This is a genomic window from Mesorhizobium sp. M0909, assembly GCF_040319515.1.
Classification (GTDB): Bacteria; Pseudomonadota; Alphaproteobacteria; order Rhizobiales; family Rhizobiaceae; genus Mesorhizobium.
Map to the genome: position 1 here is coordinate 1 of NZ_JAMYOA010000037.1, position 22,295 is coordinate 22,295.

A 22,295-nucleotide genomic window follows, 5' to 3' on the forward strand; every position below is an offset into this window, starting at 1 on the left:
GTCGTCGACCTCTTCACCCCAGCCGAATGTGCCAACTACTTCAAAGCCGCAGGATATGAACCGGATTAAACAGGACGTGCTCTAGATCACCGGGACCCAAACCGTCTATTGCGAGCCGAGGTTTCATTTGACGCGACCTTCGGAGCGTATCCATGCCTGCCATCCACAGGGGCCACTTCGCTCGATCCACCGGCAGCTGACAAATTTCGACATGCTGACGAGGCTCGCATGCTCCAGCTTCGGTAAAGCCCCTCCCTGCATCGAGCGCCGCCCACGCCGTCATTCGTTGCCGCGGGGCAAAACGCACAAGGGACTAACAGCCGTCGGCATCCGAGGACTGTGCACAACCGACTGCATCGATTGCAATCCTGATTTTCTTGGGAGCAAATCTTCTCATGGCGGCGGATGAGCTGGACGCGATTATTTTCGGGATGGCGGTCGAAAGCGTTCGTGCGCTTCCTCTTGGATTTGCGGAAAAAGTCGCAGAAATCGCCAACAGAAGCCACGGCGTCCTGCTTTTTGATTTGCGCATCGATGGCGACTTGGAGATGCAGCGGATCGCCGCCGTCCGATATCCAAGCAACCAGACAGGCATTCTGGCGCTGGATAAGCAGGGCTCGGCGATCAGCCATTGCATGGTCAATGGCAATTTCTCCAGCTCTATCGCTCCCTTGGAGGACTGGAACACTCTGCCGCTGCCGATGCAGGCCAGGACGAGTATCGCCGGCCCGGCCAGCCTGTTCATCGACGCCTTACGCAATGCCGGATACATCCCGCGCGGCAGGTCCTGATCCGAAGTTTTGTTCGGCGACTGATCGATCATATCGTCGAGCCATTCGGCCACACGGCCTCGCTATGGGCGATTGCCAGGATGATCAGCTGACCAGGATCATCCGAGTTGAAGTCTAACCCTGATACGTGGCTCGCTTGACTACGAGCATCTCGCCGGTGCTGGCCTCAAATACCGTGAAAATGCGCAGGCCGGCGGCGAAGCACTGATTGAACAATGTCGGTCGCCGTCACGGTATCTTGGAAAGCGATAGGGCTGCGTGCAAGCGATCGTTATGTGCGAGAGCGTCTCGACCGTCGGCGTCCGATAGAACGCCTCCGCGATAGACATCGCGCCGCATAGCCTATCCGACGCGCCCATTTTCAGCGGAGTAGGCGGACCATGCTAATAGGGACGTTTCGCTTCCGAGCGGCAGCTCTCAGGGATAACCTTTATCGTCGCCTCCCTTCTTTGAGTTCCGGCTTGATCGGGCGGAGGACAGGAGTTCGTCAGTCTCGAGATCCGACAGATCATCAAGCAGCTTGAAGACAGCATCATGCCTTCCGGCGTTAATGAGAATCGTGCGTTTGCCGCGATGTTCGGCCCACCGGTCTCGGGATCAGGATGCGGGCAATGCCCCTGAGTTCGACAGGCGTCATGTTCGTGATCGCCTCAAGCTTTTCCTCGCGCGTCATGCTGTCGACCGCACCAGTCTCATAGGCGGCGATGGCCGCCCGCATAGCATCCGGGCTGCGCTTATCTGAAAGGTCGCAGAACCAGCGTTCGCGGCCGTGGATGCGGATCGAGAAGAAGATACTGGTCACATATCCGGCCTTATACTCGGACAGCCCGAACATGCCGGTGCGCTGGAAGACCGGCGGCAGCAGCGCGAGCATGAAGCGATATTCACTTTCAAGAATCTCGAACCATTCCGCAGCGTAAATCGAGCCGCAAAGGGGATCGACCCCGGCATCATCGCGATGCCGGTTGAACAGCGAAAACATCTCTTCGCGGGTTGCGACGCCGTCGAGCACCTTCCTGAAGGGTGGGTGTGCGGTCATGGCGTTCTCCTGAACGCAGGTCGGCCACCCACGGCATGAACCGCGTCGTCGCAACTGCTTGGTGGTGTTGTGGCTGTCGACTGGCCGACCCTGCGGCCGGCGCGTGCACCGGCGATGATGGGGTTTGCAGGGTTCAGGCGGCGCGTCGTTCGGAGGAACGCGGACTGTCTCGACCAACCCCGGTGATGGCACGCACGGCGGCCGCGAGCGCCGGGATGTCGTCGAGCATGCCGAGCGCAACGAAGTGATTGGCCCCGCCGGTATAGTCCTTGCGGCCCTTGCAGGTGCGGATCAGGATGCCGTGACCTGAGGACAAACCGAACTGACCGACCTGGATGTAGGCGCGGTCATGGTGCAGGGTGATTTCACCGGAAACGGCTATGCCCGCCTTGTTTGAGCGCAGGTCAAAGCTTCCCTGCGGCAGGGCAAGTTCGGTGGCGAGTTTCTTCAGCCGTGAGCGGGCTGTCGTGTGAAAACGTCTCTTCTGCTGGTCGTCATAGGCGCAGCTTCTGTTCCAGTCGAGCATGTCGATCTCCATGAAACGGGAAAGACCCGGCGACCGCTCACGCGATACCGGGCCCGTCGTCGGGGTGGTTCTATGCGGTGAAGCGATCAGACGGCCGCGCGGCCCTCGATGACATCGGCGCCGACCTCATCGGTGGAGACCTCTTCGATAGGCTTGGCTGTACGAATTGCTGGCGAGCCAGCGTTCGGCCGCCTCGCGATCCTTGGCGAGATAGAGCAGCTCCGGGCTGTCGCCGAGTTCCTGCAGGACGCGGACCATGCCGATCGTGGGACGCTCGACGATCTCAAAACGCAGGTCATTCTCGACGGACCAGGTGCGCCTGACCGAGACGACTATGATGCCGCCCTGCCCGAAATCGCCCTCATGCAGGGTGAAGGTGGCCGGCGAGCTAGAGGTCGCGCGCTCGCGCGGCGGTTGCTTCCTGACCAGGCGACCGACGCCGTTGCGGCTTCCCCAGGCCACGAGCTTCTTGGTGAAGCGAGCCGGCGGCTTCGCCGCGCCGTCGCGGTATCGGATAACACTCCCCAAGGGGCGGATTCGTACACGATATGTGCTGACATGTGGATTTCTCCATGCGGAAAACAAAAATTGGCCCGGCGGGAGTGCCGGGCCTGGTGCGAGCGTGACGCCGGTTATTCGGCGGCCTGGAGGTGGTGGGCCTCGTCGCCGTCGATGGTCACCGGCTCATCGGAGGACGGATCCGCATCGTCGGCGAGGTAGGCCGGCAGCTCGGCGACATCGCCGTCGCGAGCTGCCTCGTCCGACATGTCGCCGGCGACCGCGTCGCCAGCATCGGTAACCACTTCATCGACCTGAAGGCGCAGCGGCTCGGGCAGCCAGTTCGACCCTTCGAGAAGACGCGCGGCCTCACGCGCCATGACGTCCTTCTTCATGTGGTCGATCAGCTGCGCGGAGTCTGCGCCACGCGCTTCATGGACGGCCTGTAGAATCCGCGCCTTGGTGAGCCGCCCGAGGAACTCGACCGTTGGCGTCCAGCCGGCGTTGACCATGTCGAACTGGAGCGAGCGGCCAAGCACGTCTGCATGCTCGAGCGCCTTCGGTCGCCTGTTCCAGGGTTCGACCACCGCATTGAGGGTCAGCGAGACGCAGTGCGCGAACAGCGCCTTGCGGCTTGCTTCGTCGAGGCCGAGAAGGAAGTTCCACAGGCCATCCGCCTCATCGGGCAAATCGCGATCCCAGGCTTCGTGCCGCTCGGCGATCTCCTTGGCCCAGGATGTCTCGGCAAGACCGTCGACCTGGCTGAAGCCGCCGCTCTTCAGGCTGATCTCCAGGCACGTGTCCGGCGCGAAGCGATAGAAGACCTGCAGGACGAAGGCATGGAGTGCGGCGACGAAGGCAATGTCGACGTCACCGGCGAGCGCGTTGCGCAGTGCAAGCGTCCGCTGCGCCGTCAGGTCGAAGACGAGCCGATCGGGCAGCGGCCTGATGCCATCGTCCTCGCCGTCGTCACTAGCGCTGTCATTCACCGGCTTGCCCTTGACGACAACACCATCGCCATCATCGTCGCCATTGGATCTGGCTTCGTCTTCAGCATCCTGCTCCTCGCCCTCACCGACATCGCCGGTTTCGGTCCGCGGTTCGTCCTCGGACCGCACGAAACCGGCGTCGACCTGGAGCTTGCCGTCCGCGGCAAGCGTCACGAACACTCCGGCAATGGCCTTCTGGGCGGGATCGTAGCTTTGAGGCCGGTCGTCGATCGCATCGAGATCGGCACCCAGCTGGTCGAGCTTCGCCTCGATTGCTTCGTCGGCATCCTCGGCCTTGGCATAGTCCGCATCCAGCTTGTCATATTCGGCCTTTAGCGCGTCGTAGCGTTCGATCTCCTCGGCGCTGAGCTCCTGCGCCTCGGCGTAGATGCGCCGCATGCCGGAGGTGTGGCCATAGGGAAAGCTGATTGCCGCCTCGACCCATTTCCAGCCTTCGGCCCGGATCGCCTCGGCGTCGGCCGTCAGCCTGTCGAAGACAAGCTGCTCAAGAAGTGCGGCATCCTGGAACCAGCCGCCGGAATCTTGCTCGAACAGGTCGCGAAGAATGACGCCGCCGGCCGCCTCATAGGCCTCGGCGCCGACATAGACGGCCCGGCGATCATCGGCCCGGACCGTGGTCTCCGTCAGCAGGCGCCTGATGTAATAGGGTTCCTGCGCGTGCGAGCCGGATATCCGCTCGCAGACCTGTTCCTGGCGCGCGTGATCGTCCGATATCGAAAACGCCATGATCTGCTCAAGCCGGATTTCGTCCTTCTCGTAGAGACCGAGAAGCCTCGGCGACACCGATGCCAGCCGCAGGCGCTGCCTCACCGTCGCAGGCGATACGAAGAAGCGGGCGCTGATCTCCTCCGGATCGAGGCCCTGATCGCTGAGCGTCTTGAAGGCCCGGAACTGGTCGAGCGGGTGCAGGTCGGCGCGCCGCAGGTTTTCGGCAAGCGAATCCTCTTCGGCCGAGGTCTCCTGCTTACGGTTGACGATGCAAGGGATCGGCTCGTTCTTCGCCAAGCGCTTCTGCTTGATGAGGATGCCGAGCGCGAGATAGCGACGGCCGCCGGCGGGCACCTCAAACATGCCGGTCTCCTCGCCCTCGCCGTCGAGCACGGGACGGACGTTCAGGCTCTGGATGAGCTTTCGCCGTCCGATGTCTTCGGCCAGCTGCTCGATCGACACGCCGTCCTTGATGCGCCGAACATTCTTTTGCGACAGCATCAGTCTGTCATAGGGAATATTCTCCGCGGCGTTCATCGCGATCTTCTGAATGGCGTTCTTTGCCATGGTCAGGTTCTCCATGACGGGCGGCCCGGGGCCTCTCCCCGAACCTCCAAGCCCGTCAGGAATCTCCCCTCCCCCCTCTGCCTCCAGGCCTCGCGCCGGCGCCGGCCGCCTGCCGCAAAGCTTCGCTGGACTGCGGACGGCAGAGTGACTATATATCTTCCATGAACGTGGAAGGATTATTGTCATGCCAGGGTTTAGCACCGAAGTGCTCACCGCCAATGAGGCGGCGGCGGTAACGCAGGTGCCGCTTAAGCAGGTGCATCGCATCATCGATGCCGGATTGCTACGCGGCCGTGTCGAGACACGCCGCGGCAGCCGCGTCATCATCGGAGCGGGTCTCGTCGGCCTACGCCTCGCCTGGCTGACGGCGGAGACGCTGACGCCTGCCGCGCGGCGGCGGATCGTTGAGCACGCCATTGCCGATGATGTTGAGCCCGTGGTCGCGGACGATCCGCTTAAGGTCGACCTGAAGCCGATCACTGCCGGGGTAAGGACCGGCCTCAGCCGGCTGAGGAAAGCCAAGGCCATGGTGGCGCGCGATCCAGCGGTAGTTGGCGGTCAGCCGGCCTTTGTGGGAACACGCGTACTTGTTCATGACGTTGCCGACATGCTCGCCAATGGCGATACGCCCGAGACGATCCGTGCCGCCTATCCGCAACTGACTCTCGACCGGATCAGGCTCGCGGCCGACTATGCGCTCGCCTATCCGCGGCGTGGCCGTCCGCCGGTCAAGCCGGCGTGGCGCAGCACGGCGGCGAAGTCGACACGCACAATCCGTCTCGACGATCTGCCGGCCGTTTCGTGAAATTCCTGATCGACGAATGCCTGAGCCCAGAGCTTGCGAAACTGGCGCGCGAACGGGGTTTTCCCGAGTCGAGCCATGTGCGCTGGCTGGGCCTCGCCGGCGCCAAGGACCATATGGTGACCCGGCGCGCGGTCGATGACGGCTATGTGCTCGTCACGCACAACACGACCGACTTTCGCGGCCTCTATCGCCGCGAGGAGCTGCATGTCGGGCTGGTCGCCTTCAACACCGCCCTAGCCTGATGAGCCTCGATCTCCAGCACAGGCTCTTTCATCTCGCCCTTTCGGACCTCGGTGGGGAGGAGGCATGAAACGAAGTGCTGGAGATTACGGTGGATGTCGCGCGTACCATCACCATCGAACGGTTCAATCTACCCGACTGACGGACCTCCGAATTCGTTTCCTGCAATCGGGCTGCCAGAAGCCGCCGCTCGCATAACGAAAAAGCCCGCCGCGGGAGGAGGTGCGGCGGGCTTGATTTGGACGACAGCATTCGGGAGGAATAAATGCCGTCCCTGATCGCCAAGGTCGGGAGGAGGTGACCCGGACGAAACTCGATACCGACAGGCTACTCCCTTCCGCGCAGCCGAGAAGCATTAATTGTGCATAGCAGCATTGCGATTTTGTGCGGCGCACACTTAGACCTGAGAGATGTGTTTGCCAGACCGGCAGCGCAGGCCGTGTGCTGCGCGCCGCAGCGATGCACATGTTCGAAACTGGCGGCATCAGCAGCCCGGTGACGTTACCTACTCCCGCCGCGCGCAGCAGTATCATGCTGCCAGATCGAGAAGCTTCTTGGCTTTGCCCTCCATCTCCAGGCGAACATCCTGGTGCGGCTTGCCGCGCGCCACCCGTGTAATGCCCTGCACGAAGTCGAAAATCGAGGCGGGCGGGTGCCCTTCCTCCGAAAGCACGGCATCGATGATCTTCGTCGTCTCCGCCTTGGAGAAGCCGCGCTTGCGCAGGAACCTCTGGCGATCTTCGTCGTCCCGAGCGACGACACGCTCCCGCGAAGCCTTGATGCCATTGACGAACGGCATGGGCGAAGACTCCGCGAACTGGATCAGCGCTGGCTCGGCTTCCAGGGCAAAACGCGAGGCGGCATATTTGGAATGCCGGATAATGATTTCCTGGAAATCCTGCACGCCCCAGAGGCAACGATTCTGGCACACTGCACGTAGATAGAAGCTGGCGATTCCAAGCGTGCGGGCGCCGACCTCCGAGTTCCAGCAATAAAACCCCCTGAAAAAGACGTCGGGCGAGCCATCGGGCAGCTTGCCGGCTTCGATCGGATTCAGGTCGTCGACGAGGAAGACAAAGACATCACGGTCGGACGCATAGAGCGTCGTCGTGGCATTGGAAATGTCGACATTCGGATTGTAGATTCCGGTTGACCAGTCGAGCACGCCAGGAATCTTCCAGCGGGTGTCGCCGGTACCGTTGCCGGCGATTTTTTGGACGGCCGCGATCAGCTCTTCATCGAAAATCCTGCCATAGTCCGGACCTGTAACCGCTCGCAGCTCGAGGCGTCCGTTCTCGATTTCCAGCGTCTTCACCTGCTCGGCGCGGCGGTTGAGGAGACCGTGCTGAAGGTTGATCGCCGCGAGCGGGGCCGGAAGCTGGCGCAGATAGGTGGCCGGTGCACCTACCAGGCTGGCGAGTTGGCCAAAACTCCAATGCGTGGGGGCAACTGGGGCAGGCGCATCGGGCAGCATTAACCTCAGGCGCTCCGGATCGTCGCGGCTGGCCTCGACGCGGATCAGCTCACTCTCGACGATGCGGGTCTTGCTGCGCTCCGACCGGGCCTTCACCGAATTCCGAAGGTCGGTGAGCGACAGGTATCGCTCGTCCGCCGGCCGGTTGAACCATTCTGACGACACGCGGCCAATGCGCTGACCGCGGCTGACGTCGACCTTGTAACCGGCACGCTCGTTGCGGGTGGGCGTGTGAATTTCCATCTGTGTCATGGTTGGAGCTCCTCGGCGGGCGCCGGGAGACTCTCTCCCGGACCTTCACCCGCCACCGCAGCCCACCCACGCTCTTCCTCTGTCGGCATCCGCGCGCCACCAGAAGCGTCGGCATTGCGGAAGCGGCCGCGTTAGGGGACGACACCAAGCACCGCCAAACGAGCTCATTCTGGCGGCTTGACCGCCGCACCAAGTTTTGTTGTGATTACCCCACTATGAGGGCAACCCCAAAGGAAGCATGCCAGGGTTGATGACAAGACGTGGTTCGACTGGAAGCAATGGTTCCAGCACTTCGGGGTAAACGTGTCGGAAGGGGCTGCCGGGTCCTGTGTTCGACAACCACCTCATGATGAGGCAGGCTGCCTTGGCTGGCAGCGGAATAGCGTTGGGTTGGATTGGCACGGCGAGCGAACAGGTACGCCGCGGCCAACCGGTTGAGCTCCTGCCTGGGGAAGATCAACGCCCCGGTAACGTCTATCTTGTTTCGCTCAAAGAAACGCCGTGGAACAAAGCTGCCGCGCTTTTTGCAAACTGGCTCATGTCCATGCCTGGTCCGGCTTTCGATCCAGTTAGACATTCCACGACACGGAACAATGCGACCGTAGGACTTGAGAAGTTCTAGTTATCGCCCAACGGCAAACGCTGAAAAGTCGAAGGTATTCACATAATCGCGGAATGCGGCCTGCGCCTTGGACTGGTTCTTCAGGTTGGGAAAGATCAGCATCATTTCATAGGGTGGAATTTCCCAGCCCGGGAGCAATTCCACAAGGCGGCCGACCGCCACGGACGGCTGGCACACGTAAGCGGGAAGGAGTGCGACCCCGCCGCCCGCGATGCAGGATTGCAGCAGGAACCCCATGGAATCCGAGGTGGCGGCCGGCGGCGGTCGCAGGACAATCGGTGTCTCGTCTGACGAGAACACCCATTCGGGCTGCGCATCATGCACCAGGCAGCGGCGATGCAGGAGATCGGTCGGTCCCCGAAGAGGACTGCCAGCCGCCAAATAGGCTGGCGCGGCGACGAGAACCCGTTTGATCGAAGAGACACGCCGCACGATCAGGTCCTGACCTGTGGTCGTGCCGACGCGAAAAGCGAAATCAACCCGCTCGCGGATGATATCGAGATCCCGGTTTGTGGCGATCAGCTCGACGGCGATGCGGGGAAACTGCGTGGTAAATCCGTGCAGGAAGGTCGGCATGAAATAGGTGGCAGTTACCTCTGGGCAGGTGATCTTCAGCGTCCCGACAGGCTGTTCCTTCAGGTTGGTCATCGCCATGTCCGCGGCCGAGACCTCAGCGCGAACGCGGCGGCAGTATTCGAGATAGACCTGGCCGCTGCCGGTGAGGCTTACGTGCCGGGTGGAGCGATTGAGAAGCCGCAGCCCCAGACGTGCTTCAAGCTGGGCGATGCGCTGGCTGACGGTAGATTTGGGCATCCCGATCCGCCCCCCGGCGCGAGTAAAGCTGCCCGTTTCGGCGACTTCGGCCAGAAGGATCATGTCGTCCACGCTGTACAAAGCGACGCATCCTGTCTCGTGTCGTTGCTCATTGTACAATAACACGGACAAAATTTCCGTATGATCGGAATTGTTGGAACGTTCTTGGCTCGGTAGCCTCGGCACCCGAAGCAGGGAACGCGAAAAATGTCGATCAGTCAGACGGCCCCCAAGGCGGACAGGGTGGGCATCGCCATTGCGGCGATGGTTTTCACGGACCTGACGCTTTCCATCGCGGATGCGATCATCAAGGTCACGATCTCGGACATGCCGCTGTCGCAGTTCATTTTCCTGCGGTCCTGCGTCACGCTGCCCTTGTTGATCTCGATCCTGAAATGGCGCTTTCCGCAGGTGTCGTTGCGCCCAGCCTATCCTGGCTGGGCCATCGTGCGAAGCAGCCTGCTTCTGTCGAGCCTGCTGATCTATTACGCTTCGCTACCGCGCCTCGATTTCTCGATGGCGGCGGCGGTCTATTACACGATCCCGCTGTTCATTACCCTTTTTGCGGCCTTCTGGATCAGGGAACCTGTCGGGGTGCAAGGTTGGGTCGGAGTCGCCCTCGGCTTCATCGGTGTGCTGCTCATGCAGAAGCCGCAGGCCGGCGACCTTGGCATCCATGCCGTGATGCCGCTGGTTTCTGCAATTCTCTACGCTCTGGCGATGGTGCTGACGCGCACCAAGAGCCGTGGCGAAAACCCCTTCGTTCTGGCGCTGATCTTCAACCTGATAGCGATCGTTCTCGGGGGCAGCGCTAGCTTGGCGACCGTGATGGCAGGGAGCGAGGGTGGACAAAGCCTGTTCATGGGCGCGTGGATTCCAATGGGCTGGACCCAATGCGCGCTGATCGGGCTTTTGAGCATGACGATGCTGATCGGCAGCGTCGGCACGGCCATCGCCTACCAGTTGGGACCGTCCTCGATCATCTCGACTTGGGACTTTTCATATCTAGCCTTCGCAGTGCTATGGGGCGTCGTGCTGTTCTCGGAACGTCTGGATGCGGCTTCCATGCTCGGTATCATTCTCATCGCACTGGCCGGGATTATCGTCATCCGGCGTTAGCGGCGATATATTGGAGCACCGAGGCCGGATGATGGCTTCGGGCTCTTTGCTACTGTCGCAAAACTGCTTGACCTTCGCACGCTGCAAAAGTCTGCGATTCAATTTTGCCAAACTTGGGAAAATTGAGACATTCGGCATCAGGAGATGACAACGATCTCCCTTGAGACAGGTTGAGTGTGACGATTTGGAAAGACCCGTGGGGGGAAGACGTTCGGCCCCGCGTACGTTCGACGACTGCGCAGGAAGCGGCCAATGATGTTTAGCACCTGGCCGAAACCCTCATCATCATCGCCGGCAGAGTAACATCAGCTGGGTCGAACGGTAGCCCGGATTCCGGTCGGCCACAATGAGGTCCGGCTTCGTGTGTGGAACAGGCTTCGATACAGCCCCAACGCCTGCCTCCACGCGTTCTGGTTCTTCAGCTCGTCGAGGTCGCCGAGATGCTGCGACAGCAGCGCGTTGCCGTCGCCCGCCAGGCAGAACGCGGCCTTTAGGTCGCCGCCCGCAGCCAGCGCCCTGACCGGGCCATCGAAGCCCGCCGGCAGCGCCAGCGGCTCCGGCGCGAAGCCGCGCGCGCGCCGCAACACCGAAATGCCGTGCCCGTCGAATCGCACCACGCTGTCGTCGAGCCGGTTGACAATCTCGCGGTCGTGCATCAGCCAGAAGTCGGCGATCCCGGCAAGCTCCTGCCGCGCCTCGTCATTGTCCGTGCATTGCGGCTCGCCCGAGCGATTGCCGGAGGTCATCACCACCGGACCGTCCAGCGCCCGCAGCAAGAGATGATGCAACGGCGTGTAGGGCAGCATGAAACCGAGCCGCTCGTGCTGCGGCGCCACGCCCGCCGCAACGCCGCAGCTGTCACGGCGCTTCACCAGCACGATCGGCGCCGCTCGGTTCCGGCACTGGCCGGCTTGTCGTCGTGTCGATCGCTTCTGTCAGCGAGCGGAAACCGGCGCTGGTGGCTTCGATCCGCTCCATGATCGTGAGAACGTCCTTGAGTGAGCGAGACAGACGGTTGAGCTTCCAGACGACGACAGTGTCGCTCTCCCTCAAATGATCAAGCATCCTGTGCAATTCCGGCCGCTCCCAGCGACCGCCGGAGGCCTCCTCCTTGAGGATACGCTTGCACCCGCCATCGGCGAGCGCCCTGGCCTGCGCCGTGTTCGACTGGTCGTCGCCTCTGCTCACGCGGGCGTAGCCGATCAGCACTCTGGTTCCTTTCGCAAACGGTCGTTTATGGAAGGCCGAGGGTGTCCACGAGAATACAGGTGCGGAGCCTTTCATAATCCTCTTTCATTATGGCGCCGTAAGGCAAGCGGTTTGTGAAGGGATGAACGATGCCGGGATATCGATGACGAAGACGCAGCGGGAGAAGCAGCCTGACAAGGCGTGGGCGTGCCTTGTACCGTTGGGGAGGAATTGACCATGCGAAAGCTCTTACCCGGCCGGGAGCGAAGATTTAGCGCTCCTCGCGCAGCAACTTTGAACAACGCAGACGTTCCTTCGCGTCGCGAGAGGGGAGAGTACCTGCCGGCCCAAATTGACCAAAGTTTTCAAGGGCCGGATTGACGACATTTCCATCGTATCCGAAGCCCCCGATCTCGGAACGCTTTTCCATAAACTTTTGGAAAAGCGACCAATCCCCCTGCTTGAGCGCTTGTCTCGTTCCGGACCATCCCAACGAGCCAGAGAGCCATATATGGTCCACCAGCCCCTGGCGCTTCATGTGGTGTCCGACCGTGCCCGATCCGTAAACGCCAACGAGATAACGGCCAGCCAACGCATTCCGCACACTCCTGAAGTAGGGTGCTATCCGTGCAAGATGCTGTGGTGTGTGGTAGTCCCAATCGACTGCAAAATAGATTCCGGAGCCTTCGGGCTGTCCCAACGCGGCGGCCAGATCAAGCGCACGACCGGAGTCTCGCTCTCCAGCCGCACCATGCAAGTCTCTGATATTGCCGCCCGAGCCACCCCGCTGCTCGAAGGCCACAGCTACCGATATTCCAGCACCATGAAGGGCGGCGAGTTCCTCCCCTGTCAGACATTTTGAGGGAAATGGTGTACTATTCCGATGGTTGTAGTACCGGATTACTGTATTGACACCAGCTTCTGCCAAGCACACAGCAAAATCGCCGACGTTCTGCGCGACGTCGATAATATCGTGCATAGTCCGTCTCCCCGAAGGCCGAAATTATATGGAAAATGCGCAGTTTATACGGTCACCTCACCCTCCCACGCTATTTCTTCGCGCAGCCTTTTGATGTCATTTCCCGCAGCCACCAACGCGGCGCAGACGCAATCAGCTATACCTCTGTTTGCCCCTCGGTCTGCTGCAGAATGTCGCTACGTCTCTGACTGTGGGACCGCCGGCTGGAGAACAAGCGCAGGTAGTACGGTGAGTCGCTCGGCGAGCTGAAACGGCCGAAAACCTGCGCGATAGTGGATTGCGTTTGCTTGTTTGACAGGTTCAGCGATGCGGAGAGCAATATCGAGGTGATGGCGAGACTGTCAGCGCTTCCAACTTCGACCACGGCAAGGCAGGTTAAAGATAGACGGACTTCCGCGGAGTCGGATTGATCTAGGACGAGGCAATTGAACGCCGTCGGTTCGCCGTGTTTGCTCAGATAGCTACGGATTGCCTTTGCCAGACCGACGCCAGCTTCATTGCCGTCGGCGGCATTCGCGCAAATTGACGCAAAGGCACTGGGCAATTCCGCCACGTCCATCGTGCGGTTCAGCGTTCTTGAAGTCGTGGCGGTTTCCACCTGGTTCGGTACCATTTGCGCGGCATTCTGCCATGCTCGAGAATCCAGAGTCCGGGTTGGGTCTTCGAATAGTTTCTGGACTATGGCAGAGCAAATCCTCTCCGCCTCGAGCGGTTGGCTGCTCTGCGGGCCGATCACCAGGAAAAGGCCGGCAGCTGTTTTTGCGAATGGGTTCATGTCTGCTTCCTATGGAAGCGGGACCGGAGTTCGCCGGCACCGGGGGCGCGACAGAGCATCGGTAGTTCGCAAGGGCTTACCGGACCGCTCTATCATCCATGATGCGGGCGACGTTCGTCCAAATCCACGCTGTTGGTTGGGTGCGCTGCTTTCGCGATCAAAGGCCTGACGATCAGACCTGCGGCTTGATGTCTTGTTGCGGCGTCGAGCCACCGTTGAAAAAGTTCTTGGCCTTCTTGAACTGGTCGGTGGAGTTCTTATTCACAAGCTCCTGGAAGTTTTCGTGATCGGGGCCGCCTTTGCGGATCCGACGGGTCTGAACGAGATTGGTGACCTCGGCATAGTCCATGTCGACGCTGACGTAGTGGGTCGACGAACAAGAGGATTTCAGCTCGAGGAAGTGCTCTTTGAACTCGATCTGCCGCAGAACGATTGCTCCGTAGTCGTAATATCCGCCTGCCCCATTATCGAGAAGGTAGCTCTGGTAGGTGCATGTCAGCGCCTTGTATCGCTGCGCCTTGCCGTTTGCACTGAAGGTGAGGTTCCCCATTTCTGTAAGGAAGGACTGGAAATCCAGCAGCAACGATGCCCCGTCGGTAATGATCGCCTTGGCAATCAGCGAGAGGAAAGTAGCTGAGACCGACGTCCCGACCACCTTTTTTGAAAAACTCTTCTGTTTTTGCCCGCCGATAGAGAGATCTGGAATGTTGCCAACAACATCGGTCCATGTGTTGATATCAAGCTTCTGTGCATCGATGTTCGCATAATGGGTATGCATGTAGTCGTTAATAATTCCTCCTATTGCCAGTAGATTGTCCTGATTCTCATTGAGGGTTCCGCTGTACGTCGGATCTTCGGTTTTTTGGCCGATGAGGTGAAACTGCACTGTCCCTTGAGCGTTGGCGATCGTGTCGTCACTGGGGGGCGCAGCATCTAACTGGGCCAAAACAAGGGGCTTGGCGTAGAAAAATGCGGACGCCGCCTCATAGTGTTCTTTGGAATAGCGCTGTTCATGCTCTTGAACATTCACTGAAAATGCGTTCGACATGCTTTATCCTCCTGCTGTGAGACATGAGCGTTGGTCGAGAGCTTAAAAGGTGCCCAAAGCGTGGAAACGCCTCGGAGATGAGATGATCTTTGCGTGCCTGCGTCGCCTTATACCAATTCGCTCCGGCCCCCACCTTTGCGTTAGACAGGCTTTTCTCTGCGCCGTATCATTTTGCGATAGCGCAGTGGCGAGAGGCCATGAAACGCTTTGAAGGCTGTGGAGAAGTTGTTGCTGTTCTCGTAGCTGAAGGATTCGGCGACCTTGGCGATGCTTTCATGCCCGTTACGCAACCGGTCAGCAGCCTCCGTCATCCGGTAGCGCCGTAGCCAAGTCATTGGCCCGCAGCCAAACGATGTCTCGAAACGGGTGGTGAGCGTTGTCCTGTTGGTCCCTACCATTCGCGCCAATTCGACGAGGGTGATCTGCTGATCGACCCGCTGCGCCAGCAGACTGCATGAATTCTGAACGATTGGATCGGCTGAGAAGAAAGGCGGGGTAGAACGCTGCGCGAACTGAACGATGCAGGCGGTAAGTCTGCGCAGAACTTCCTGCTCGGTGAGCGGCCACAACAGGTAATCGGAATACCCGTTGGAGAAGACCGCTTGTCGATCCAGGCTCTCTTCCAGAACCAGAGCCAGTTTCACAGGTTCGGGCGAGAGCTTCGCACGCCCGTGCTTGTCGTGAATCGGTTCGCGACAATCGACGATGACGATCTGCGCGGAGCGCCCTGCCCGCAATAAACGGTGATCAAGGATATCGATCTGCCTCAGAGAACCCGCGATTAGTGCCAAGGACTTGCATGCTTCGGGGTCCGATCCAAGATATGCTGCCAGCATGCAGGCACCTCACAGACACCATGGGAAGCTGGCCTGTGGAAGGCTTGGCGCGGCCGAATGGCGGTCGAAGAGAGGCGGTTTTTGGCCTGTATATAGATGGCTGCGCGTATGATACCTTCTCGTCTGACCCTGTTGCCTCGCTTCAAATTGTCGAAACCGGCATGGTTTCAATGCGCTGGCACAGCAGAGCCAGCTTCCCCTCCCAACGGGCGAGCAGGGCAATAAACTTTTTCCGTCACATCCTGACGATAGCCCCGGATTCGGATCACGTTTCTTGCCTAGGCGACTCATCAGTCATTTGCCTTCCCAGTTGGGATATTTTGCTCTGTTCCCGCCGCCGCGGCGACGGCGATCTCGTGGCGCAGCCAACGATGCTCCGGGTCGCGATGGGAACGCTCGTGCCAAATCAGCGCGACTTGATAGGGTGTCAATTGCACAGGCGGATCCATAATCGCTAGCGGCAGCAAGGCGGCGATCCTGGTCGCGACGCGGCGTGGTACAATCAACAGCAGATCGGTCGCCGCGATCGCCAACGCGGCCGTCAAGATGTTGGAAACCAACACCGGATCGCGACCCTGGAGATCTAACTTGACCAGTTCGTCATGCACCCGGCCGAAGCCGTCTTTGGAGTCCAAGGCAATGGCTGCGTGGCGCAAGGCCGCGAAGCTCTCGATTGTCCATTCCCGCGCCAGGGCTGGATGGTCGTGGCGCAGCAGGCAGGCAAACCGGTCGGAGTAGAGGCTGCGCCTCAAGTATCCGGGCGGCGAGGCGCTAATCTGCCCTATAGCCAAATCGATCTCGCCTAGCTCAAGCCGCCGCATCGCGCCGGAGAGAAGCGGATCGATGACGACGTCCAGATGAGGCGCGTGCTGGCGCAGCCGGGGCAGGAGCCGCGGCAGCAGGACCAGTCCTTGATGATCGGGCATCGCCATTATCGCCTTCGATCGCCAATTGGCTTGGGCAAGACTGCCGTTCACTATCCCGCGGATCGCATCCAGCACCGGCGGCAGCATTCGGCTCAAGCGTTGGGCCTGCGGGGTCGGAACCAGGCCCATGGAGCCGCGAACCAAAAGATCGTCGTTGAAAATGCCACGCAGCCTCCTCAACGCTCGGCTCATCGAGGGCTGGCTCAAGCCCACGTGTCGAGCCGCATGCGTGACGCTGCGGTGTTCCAGCAGCGCTTCGAGAGCAAACAGCAAGTTCAGGTCAATCGACGCCAGCATTTGCCGCTGCCGTGTGGCGCGAGGTTCCGCGACAAACGGCTGCGCCCGCTTTTGTGAAGTTTTGCGACTGCAAGCGAGCTCATCCACGGCCTTCTCCTCTTTTTAGTAAGCGGTGTGCTCGCGCTAGCGTCAGCACATTCGGCATCGCTCAGCGAGGCCGAAATGCTCCCTGATTCACTTGGTCGCGGTCAGCCTCATGCTGGCGAAGCTAGGCCCAGGAACGCGGCAAAGCTCAGCGCTGATCCAGGCCTAAGAGAAAGTCGTCGCACCAGCGATAGACGTTGTATTCGCGGAGCCGGCCGATCATCGCACGCCAACGATCGATCCGCTCATCTAACTGCATGTTCAGGGCTTCTTCGATGGCCTTCGCCATCGCTTCCGGATCGTAGGGATTGACGAGGATCGCTCCGCCTAGCTCTCTGGCTGCGCCGGCAAAACGCGAAAGCACGAGAACACCTGGATTCTGTGGGTCCTGTGCGGCGACATATTCCTTAGCTACAAGGTTCATGCCGTCGCGGAGCGGCGTGACCAGGCCGACGCGTGCCATGCGGTATAGACCGGCGAGCTCGCTGCGTCCAACGGACCGGTTGATGTAGTGGACGGGCATCCAATCGATCGTTCCGAGTTCGCCATCAACGCGCCCCACCCGCTCGGCGACGTCCTTTTGCATCGCCAGATATGCCGGTATTTCCGTGCGGGATTTCGGTGTGATCTGCAGCAGTTGCGTCTTGCCGATGCGGTGGTCGTTGCTCCGCAGGAAGCTGTCAAACGCGACGATGCGCTTCTCGATGCCCTTCGAATAGTCGAGGCGGTCGACGCCGATCGCGACTTTACAACCGGCAATCCTCTGAGAGGGCTCCTGCAGAGTTTCGCTGCGCGCCGCCTGCTCGGACAGTCGTTCGAACTCGGCCGTGTCGATGCCGATCGGAAAAACGCCGCAGCGAAACACACGTCCATAGGCTTGGCACACACCGTTTGTGATGGGGTCCGGTAACCCCTGACGGCGCAAGCATTCGGCTAAGTTACTAAGATCGTCATCGGTATGAAAGCCGACGAGGTCATAGCACGAAAGCCCGCGTAGCAAATCATCATAGTGCGGTACGGTGAAGAGGATGTCCGCCGCCGGCCACGGAATGTGCAGAAAGAAGCCGATCTTATTGCCGCAGCCGAGGTTCCGCAGTTCTTTCGCAAGCGGGATCAGGTGATAGTCGTGCACCCATATGACGTCGTCGTCGCTGATGAGCGGCTGCAACAGCTTTGCAAACAGTCGGTTGACGCGCTGATATCCGGACATTCGTGCTTCGGAATACTCGGCGAGGTCGACTCGGCAGTGGAAAACCGGCCAAAGAACCCGGTTGGCAAAGCCGTAGTAATAGTCGTCCAAATCTGTCTGCGAGAGATCGGTAAGCGCATAACTGATCCCGCGGGCCTCCCGGCGTGAGATCGGCCCTGACGGGTCCTCCCCGGCTTTCACCTTCCCCGACCAGCCCATCCATAGGCCGTGCCTTCGCCGGAGCGCAGCGCTCAGCGCAATCGCCATCCCGCCTGGCGGCGGGGAACCATGCTCGTCGGGCAGCGAAACCCTGTTTGAGACTACGACCAGTCTACTCATCTCCACTCTCCTGCTCTCGGACATCCCGCCGTTCATGAAAGCTCCGCCCCCTGAGCGATCTGCACAATAAGACATGCAAGTTCAAAAGAAAGAATAGCATGGGTCTAGAAAGGGGATTGGAATTATATAAAGGGTTGATCATCATAAGTTTCCTATAGACAGGGGATTAAGATCAAGGCGAGTTGTGCGTCTGATCAATAAATCTCGACGAATCCATACGGATGTCAACTTTTCAGCGATTTAAATTGAAACAAAGCTGAACTGAATTGGAGCCACCGGGAGGGAATTTGGGTGCAAAAGCGCTCCAGTGATGGTGCCAGAGGACCCGAGTGATACGAATCTCAGCGGGGATAAACCCGGTCTGCCGAACGAGTGGTCGCAGAGGACGGACAATCCATCAAAAACTAGCAGGCTTTGGGGGCACTGTTGCGCAGCAGGAACTCCGCATAGGACTTATTTGTCTGCGCTATTCCGCAATACGCCTGAAGAAGATTGTCCCACCTGCTGAGCGTCACTAATTTGACTGTTACCGCCCCCCGGCAGCCCAAGCTGCAGTCAACAGGAAGTGACCATGAAGAACATTCTCATTGTCGGTCAGGACGCGTTGACGAGAGAACCGCTTATGGGCTTCTTGTCTAAGCATGAGTTTAACATCAGAGCGGTCGAAAACCGCCAGCAGGCCGCCAGCAATATGGCTTCTGAAGCGATTGATCTAGCAATTGTCGACCTGAGCTACGGCCGAGAGGACGGTTTGCAGTTCGTTCGAGATTTTGGTGCCAAGAGGGATCTTCCGATCATCATCATCAGCGGTGACTACGTAGATGAGGCCGACAAGGTGATTGGCCTCGAAACCGGCGCTCGCGACTACATTACTAAGCCCTTCGGGCTTACGGAGTTCCGCGCCCGCGTGCGCGCCGCTATGCGCCAGCGGCCGGAGCGTGACCGAAACACCATCTACCGTTTCGATGACTGGCGAGTTAGCACCAAGCGTCGGAGCTTGCGCCGGGGAACGGATCCTGACGTCAAGCTCACCGCCGGCGAGTTCAACCTCCTGATGGCCTTTCTCAAGAACCCAGGTCGGGTCCTTTCACGTGAGCAGCTTCTGATGGCGACCCGTGTCTATGATCAGGAGGTCTACTACCGCAGCATCGATGTTCTTATCGTCCGCCTTCGCCGTAAGTTGGGGCAGGATAAGGCGCCGCGCCCGCAGTATATCCGCACCGAGCGCGGCGCGGGGTATATTTTCGACAGTGTCGTGAATATTGAGGAACTAAGGACGCGCCGTGGTTGATGGACGGGCAAGATCGCGCGGGAAGCGAACGTGACCCAGCACCACTGCAGGCGCTTCAGAATATCACGAATAGGGTCAGGCTTTGCCTTCATAGGAATGGCCTCCAGCCACCTGGGCACCTCGTACTACCGGCGTTTCGCGGACCGGTAGGGCCGCGCTGATTTCTGCGTGGACTGATGACGGCGATCGCTTCGGAGTTGGTTGTTGAGATTGCCGATTTTGGCATCGCGGTGGCGGTTTGCGCCGCCTTCGCCGTCATGCGGGCGCAGTTCGCCCCTGGTGCCATGCGGGCGAGGCGAGATTGGCCATGCCGATCTTGGTCTGGCCCGCCCGATGCCGATCGTGCCCACGAACAAACCCATTCGGGATTTCTGCTGCGCGAAGACGTGCTCGACAAAGGCACGGATTTGGAGCGTCGGCTGTTGGCCCAAACAAAGCGCCCAACATCGTTTGTTCTTCAAGGGGTTGATCCTGTTGGCGGCGTCCGGGGTGAAGATCCGAGAGGGAAAGCGTGTCGGTGCGGCGCGCCACGCGACAAGAGCTGCAGCGCTTTTTCGTCAGCTGGTGAGGCTGCCGGGCGGTCTGTTGGAGAAAGCACTCGGAATGACACCTGGCACGTTCGCTGAACGTGCCCAAGCGGCCGTAGCTTCCGCGGTTGGTCTGCGGGAGCCAAAGTCTGGCCAGCCTGAGCTCGTTTTCGATTTTGTTCTCGCACCAAAATCCGAGAGCGTCTGAACGGCAACCCCTTGTTACCGTTCAATCCAGCTTCGCCAGCGGGAAGCGCGCGTAGATCGTAATCCGAAAGCCGCTCACCTCCGCATGCGGCGTAAACAACAAGCGCTGGGTCTCGGCTGGGGTGACTTGACTCGAGACGGGCATGCCAAGCTCGTGTCCCCACGGATGGCGCCCTAGACGCGCTAACGTCACGCCTGTATTCGCCGGACCACCGGGTCGACAGGTGGTTCGCGTGCCCACCTTCGTGCATCCACCCCAGCCGGGGGCTTTGAAGATCCTATGGGGATGGACGGCGGCGATGTACATCGGCACTCCGGATGGCGACACAAACACAAGACGCGGGCCTGCTTGTCCCGCGCGTGACGCAAGAGCGTCTGAATTTCCGGGTGCTCTGGGCCAACCGTGCGACCCAGAATAACAAAGCCACTCATAAGCATGCGTCCAACTTTACATCTTTGCATCCATGGACTAAATCTTTAAACCGACGTTTCGTTGAACTATTGGGTTCAGCGATGCTCCCAATGGATTGACTGTGGCACCAACCAGACTCGAATGGACTTATGTCTCGGGTGGCGACTTACGAACTCGCGAGCAGCGGCTGTGGCGGCGACGTAACCTTCGGCTTTGCCCATCGCTTTACCAGTCGCCTTCGCCTGTACCATCAGACCGGCATATTCGCGCGAGGCATCCAGGTCGCAAGCCAAGACGCGATTTCAAATAAGGGGCCTCTCGCGGCGCCGACAAGGTTTCGGGATTTTCCGCTCCTCGCAGGTCGGCAGTGACTGTTGCATACGTGCAACTCAAGCGCGAAGAGTTATCTCAAGGGCAACACTATTCTTGAATTCGACGGTCAGAATGCGAGTAATCAGCCAAACCCGCCCGATCGAGTCTTCTCGCTACGGGCCACCAATCAACCTGGGACGCCCCTGTGAGTGCCGATACCATTGCTGGCGCAGTGAGCCGGGAGAGCCTCTCTTTCCCATACCTCCGCATTAAACCCGAGACCACTGTGCCAGCCCAGCGCCCTCCGCCGGCTGGCAGCAAGATGACGGCTGCCAAACGAGGGGGCTCCGTGCTCTAAAGATAGAAAATGACGTTTGGCCTACTGCACACCGGGATTTTGCCTGTGATCGCTGCCATAAGCCATCGGTGGTCTTGGTGGTGACGAAACCGCATGCGTATGTTTGCCCGCTGTGTCTAGACGGCGATCCTGCCGAGCAAACTGAGCGTTTTGACTAACATTCTCGGCAAGCTTAGAAGGAGTGGTTCGCTCGATAACAACAAACCCCGAAAATACCTCGCTCATTGTCCGGGCCACGCGCTATCTGGATCGTGGAATTTCCTTTCATGAAGAAAACAGCGGCAGTTTTTAATGAGAGATGAAGTAACCGATCTTTTAACTGAGTTGGCCCTTTGGGCGAATGTGGTGATGAAATCGGAAAGGGGCGATAGAATTAAAATTTGCGCCGCCTACGACGCCGGTCTGCAGCTAATCGCTGAGCGTACTACGCCCGGGTCTCCGCCCCGACCGGGCATTGAAGCTTGCATCCTGCAGCATGAGAAACTGAAGGCTGCCGAAGACATCAGCTGCGTAGGTTGGATACTGGCCGCGATCGCCACGCGTGTTGGGGAACGAGATCTTCCGAAATGGGAGGAAGCTCAGAAGGTCATTGGCGCCACGGTTCGGTTGCTTAGTCGCTACCGTCAAACTCGCGTTCATTGAAGCCATGGCCGCGTCGGCGGAATGGCATTACAATGCTGTCGAGCATTCCCTGTAGCGTTGCACGGACGATGACGCCGGTAATTTACGGCTGTATGAACTGAGTGCCTCCGTCTCCGGCTGCGTCAGAAAACAGGTAAGTCAGTCGTAGTCGGGTTGGAAAAGAGGAAGGTCGCTGGAAAAGGGCGGCCAACCCGCCTTCGCTTGCACCACAGCCTGCCTTTTGCCAGCTCTTCAACCGTAACGTGCTATCATCTCCTTGCCATGTGTCTTGAACGCCGAACTGTTCACGCCATTGGCGCCGCTTTGTCATCCCGTGCCCCGAAATGAGGCCGTCGTTCGAACGATATGCGCAGTTGCTTATCCGCCAGAAACCGGCGAGCCAGATCGGTGTCGCGCTTACCCACGCGTGACACCCAGTCCG

At 59.7% G+C, this 22,295-nt stretch carries 20 protein-coding genes; 5 read left to right on the forward strand and 15 right to left on the reverse strand.

Annotated elements, in window-relative coordinates:
• Positions 1 to 395 precede the first annotated feature (395 nt).
• Entirely contained in the window at positions 396 to 791 is a 396-nt protein-coding gene (locus tag NKH83_RS30595; RefSeq protein WP_352808799.1) for a hypothetical protein, read from the forward strand.
• Between the two features lie 547 nt (positions 792 to 1,338).
• Here the strand turns inward: NKH83_RS30595 and NKH83_RS30600 are convergent.
• From NKH83_RS30600 to NKH83_RS30615, 4 genes are all read right to left on the reverse strand, one after another.
• A complete protein-coding gene (locus NKH83_RS30600) occupies positions 1,339 to 1,830 on the reverse strand; it encodes a DUF1419 domain-containing protein (RefSeq protein ID WP_352808801.1) in 492 nt (163 codons plus the stop codon).
• 133 nt (positions 1,831 to 1,963) lie between these two features.
• Positions 1,964 to 2,368, reverse strand: a complete 405-nt coding sequence (locus NKH83_RS30605) for a hypothetical protein (protein ID WP_023803708.1) — start codon at positions 2,366 to 2,368, stop codon at positions 1,964 to 1,966.
• 114 nt (positions 2,369 to 2,482) lie between these two features.
• The gene (locus NKH83_RS30610; protein WP_352808804.1) at positions 2,483 to 2,884 is read right to left on the reverse strand and encodes a UCP036055 family protein; all 402 of its coding nucleotides are present in this window, start codon (positions 2,882 to 2,884) and stop codon (positions 2,483 to 2,485) included.
• A 104-nt stretch (positions 2,885 to 2,988) separates the two neighbouring features.
• The gene (locus NKH83_RS30615; RefSeq protein WP_352808807.1) at positions 2,989 to 5,139 is read right to left on the reverse strand and encodes a ParB/RepB/Spo0J family partition protein; all 2,151 of its coding nucleotides are present in this window, start codon (positions 5,137 to 5,139) and stop codon (positions 2,989 to 2,991) included.
• Positions 5,140 to 5,323: 184 nt separating this feature from the next.
• Between NKH83_RS30615 and NKH83_RS30620 the strand changes: the two genes are divergently transcribed.
• The gene (locus NKH83_RS30620; RefSeq protein WP_352808809.1) at positions 5,324 to 5,944 is read left to right on the forward strand and encodes a DUF433 domain-containing protein; all 621 of its coding nucleotides are present in this window, start codon (positions 5,324 to 5,326) and stop codon (positions 5,942 to 5,944) included.
• Complete coding sequence (locus NKH83_RS30625; protein ID WP_352808810.1) at positions 5,941 to 6,186, forward strand: DUF5615 family PIN-like protein; 246 nt, start codon at positions 5,941 to 5,943, stop codon at positions 6,184 to 6,186. Before NKH83_RS30620 ends, NKH83_RS30625 begins: the two co-directional genes overlap by 4 nt.
• A gap of 527 nt (positions 6,187 to 6,713) precedes the next feature.
• Here NKH83_RS30625 and NKH83_RS30630 read toward each other — a convergent pair.
• Positions 6,714 to 7,910: a DUF932 domain-containing protein gene (locus tag NKH83_RS30630; RefSeq protein ID WP_352808812.1), complete on the reverse strand. Its 1,197-nt coding sequence runs from the start codon at positions 7,908 to 7,910 to the stop codon at positions 6,714 to 6,716.
• 622 nt (positions 7,911 to 8,532) lie between these two features.
• Positions 8,533 to 9,417: a LysR family transcriptional regulator gene (locus tag NKH83_RS30635; RefSeq protein ID WP_352808838.1), complete on the reverse strand. Its 885-nt coding sequence runs from the start codon at positions 9,415 to 9,417 to the stop codon at positions 8,533 to 8,535.
• Positions 9,418 to 9,552: 135 nt separating this feature from the next.
• On the opposite strand from NKH83_RS30635, the gene NKH83_RS30640 reads away from it, so the two are divergent.
• On the forward strand, positions 9,553 to 10,464 hold the full coding sequence (locus NKH83_RS30640) for a DMT family transporter (protein WP_352706716.1): 912 nt from the start codon (positions 9,553 to 9,555) through the stop codon (positions 10,462 to 10,464).
• 305 nt (positions 10,465 to 10,769) lie between these two features.
• On the opposite strand, the gene NKH83_RS30645 is transcribed toward NKH83_RS30640, so the two are convergent.
• From NKH83_RS30645 to NKH83_RS30680, 8 genes are all read right to left on the reverse strand, one after another.
• A complete protein-coding gene (locus NKH83_RS30645; RefSeq protein ID WP_352808815.1) occupies positions 10,770 to 11,342 on the reverse strand; it encodes a Sua5/YciO/YrdC/YwlC family protein in 573 nt (190 codons plus the stop codon).
• Positions 11,323 to 11,673, reverse strand: a complete 351-nt coding sequence (locus NKH83_RS30650) for a recombinase family protein (RefSeq protein WP_352808817.1) — start codon at positions 11,671 to 11,673, stop codon at positions 11,323 to 11,325. Before NKH83_RS30650 ends, NKH83_RS30645 begins: the two co-directional genes overlap by 20 nt.
• Positions 11,674 to 11,923: 250 nt before the next feature.
• Positions 11,924 to 12,631, reverse strand: a complete 708-nt coding sequence (locus tag NKH83_RS30655; RefSeq protein WP_352808820.1) for a DUF1906 domain-containing protein — start codon at positions 12,629 to 12,631, stop codon at positions 11,924 to 11,926.
• Between the two features lie 136 nt (positions 12,632 to 12,767).
• Positions 12,768 to 13,406: a glutamate acetyltransferase gene (locus NKH83_RS30660; protein WP_352808823.1), complete on the reverse strand. Its 639-nt coding sequence runs from the start codon at positions 13,404 to 13,406 to the stop codon at positions 12,768 to 12,770.
• Positions 13,407 to 13,578: 172 nt separating this feature from the next.
• A complete protein-coding gene (locus NKH83_RS30665) occupies positions 13,579 to 14,454 on the reverse strand; it encodes an Evf family palmitoylated virulence factor (RefSeq protein ID WP_352808826.1) in 876 nt (291 codons plus the stop codon).
• Positions 14,455 to 14,594: 140 nt separating this feature from the next.
• A complete protein-coding gene (locus NKH83_RS30670; protein ID WP_352808829.1) occupies positions 14,595 to 15,290 on the reverse strand; it encodes a helix-turn-helix domain-containing protein in 696 nt (231 codons plus the stop codon).
• A 290-nt stretch (positions 15,291 to 15,580) separates the two neighbouring features.
• On the reverse strand, positions 15,581 to 16,513 hold the full coding sequence (locus NKH83_RS30675; RefSeq protein ID WP_352808840.1) for a LysR family transcriptional regulator: 933 nt from the start codon (positions 16,511 to 16,513) through the stop codon (positions 15,581 to 15,583).
• Between the two features lie 232 nt (positions 16,514 to 16,745).
• Positions 16,746 to 18,125: an alpha,alpha-trehalose-phosphate synthase (UDP-forming) gene (locus tag NKH83_RS30680; protein ID WP_352808832.1), complete on the reverse strand. Its 1,380-nt coding sequence runs from the start codon at positions 18,123 to 18,125 to the stop codon at positions 16,746 to 16,748.
• Positions 18,126 to 18,696: 571 nt separating this feature from the next.
• On the opposite strand from NKH83_RS30680, the gene NKH83_RS30685 reads away from it, so the two are divergent.
• Positions 18,697 to 19,416, forward strand: a complete 720-nt coding sequence (locus tag NKH83_RS30685) for a winged helix-turn-helix domain-containing protein (RefSeq protein ID WP_352808835.1) — start codon at positions 18,697 to 18,699, stop codon at positions 19,414 to 19,416.
• A 125-nt stretch (positions 19,417 to 19,541) separates the two neighbouring features.
• On the opposite strand, the gene NKH83_RS31775 is transcribed toward NKH83_RS30685, so the two are convergent.
• Positions 19,542 to 19,877 carry a hypothetical protein gene (locus tag NKH83_RS31775; RefSeq protein ID WP_502895655.1) on the reverse strand — a complete coding sequence of 112 codons (336 nt, stop codon included), beginning with the start codon at positions 19,875 to 19,877 and terminating at the stop codon, positions 19,542 to 19,544.
• Positions 19,878 to 22,295 lie beyond the last annotated feature (2,418 nt).

Bases quoted from the DNA above. Each gene is read 5' to 3' on its own strand.
- NKH83_RS30595 (WP_352808799.1), top strand. From the start codon at position 396: ATGGCGGCGGATGAGCTGGACGCGATTATTTTCGGGATGGCGGTCGAA.
- NKH83_RS30600 (WP_352808801.1), bottom strand. From the start codon at position 1,830: ATGACCGCACACCCACCCTTCAGGAAGGTGCTCGACGGCGTCGCAACC.
- NKH83_RS30605 (WP_023803708.1), bottom strand. From the start codon at position 2,368: ATGGAGATCGACATGCTCGACTGGAACAGAAGCTGCGCCTATGACGAC.
- NKH83_RS30615 (WP_352808807.1), bottom strand. From the start codon at position 5,139: ATGGCAAAGAACGCCATTCAGAAGATCGCGATGAACGCCGCGGAGAAT.
- NKH83_RS30620 (WP_352808809.1), top strand. From the start codon at position 5,324: ATGCCAGGGTTTAGCACCGAAGTGCTCACCGCCAATGAGGCGGCGGCG.
- NKH83_RS30630 (WP_352808812.1), bottom strand. From the start codon at position 7,910: ATGACACAGATGGAAATTCACACGCCCACCCGCAACGAGCGTGCCGGT.
- NKH83_RS30640 (WP_352706716.1), top strand. From the start codon at position 9,553: ATGTCGATCAGTCAGACGGCCCCCAAGGCGGACAGGGTGGGCATCGCC.
- NKH83_RS30655 (WP_352808820.1), bottom strand. From the start codon at position 12,631: ATGCACGATATTATCGACGTCGCGCAGAACGTCGGCGATTTTGCTGTG.
- NKH83_RS30660 (WP_352808823.1), bottom strand. From the start codon at position 13,406: ATGAACCCATTCGCAAAAACAGCTGCCGGCCTTTTCCTGGTGATCGGC.
- NKH83_RS30665 (WP_352808826.1), bottom strand. From the start codon at position 14,454: ATGTCGAACGCATTTTCAGTGAATGTTCAAGAGCATGAACAGCGCTAT.
- NKH83_RS30670 (WP_352808829.1), bottom strand. From the start codon at position 15,290: ATGCTGGCAGCATATCTTGGATCGGACCCCGAAGCATGCAAGTCCTTG.
- NKH83_RS30675 (WP_352808840.1), bottom strand. From the start codon at position 16,513: ATGCTGGCGTCGATTGACCTGAACTTGCTGTTTGCTCTCGAAGCGCTG.
- NKH83_RS30680 (WP_352808832.1), bottom strand. From the start codon at position 18,125: ATGAGTAGACTGGTCGTAGTCTCAAACAGGGTTTCGCTGCCCGACGAG.
- NKH83_RS30685 (WP_352808835.1), top strand. From the start codon at position 18,697: ATGAAGAACATTCTCATTGTCGGTCAGGACGCGTTGACGAGAGAACCG.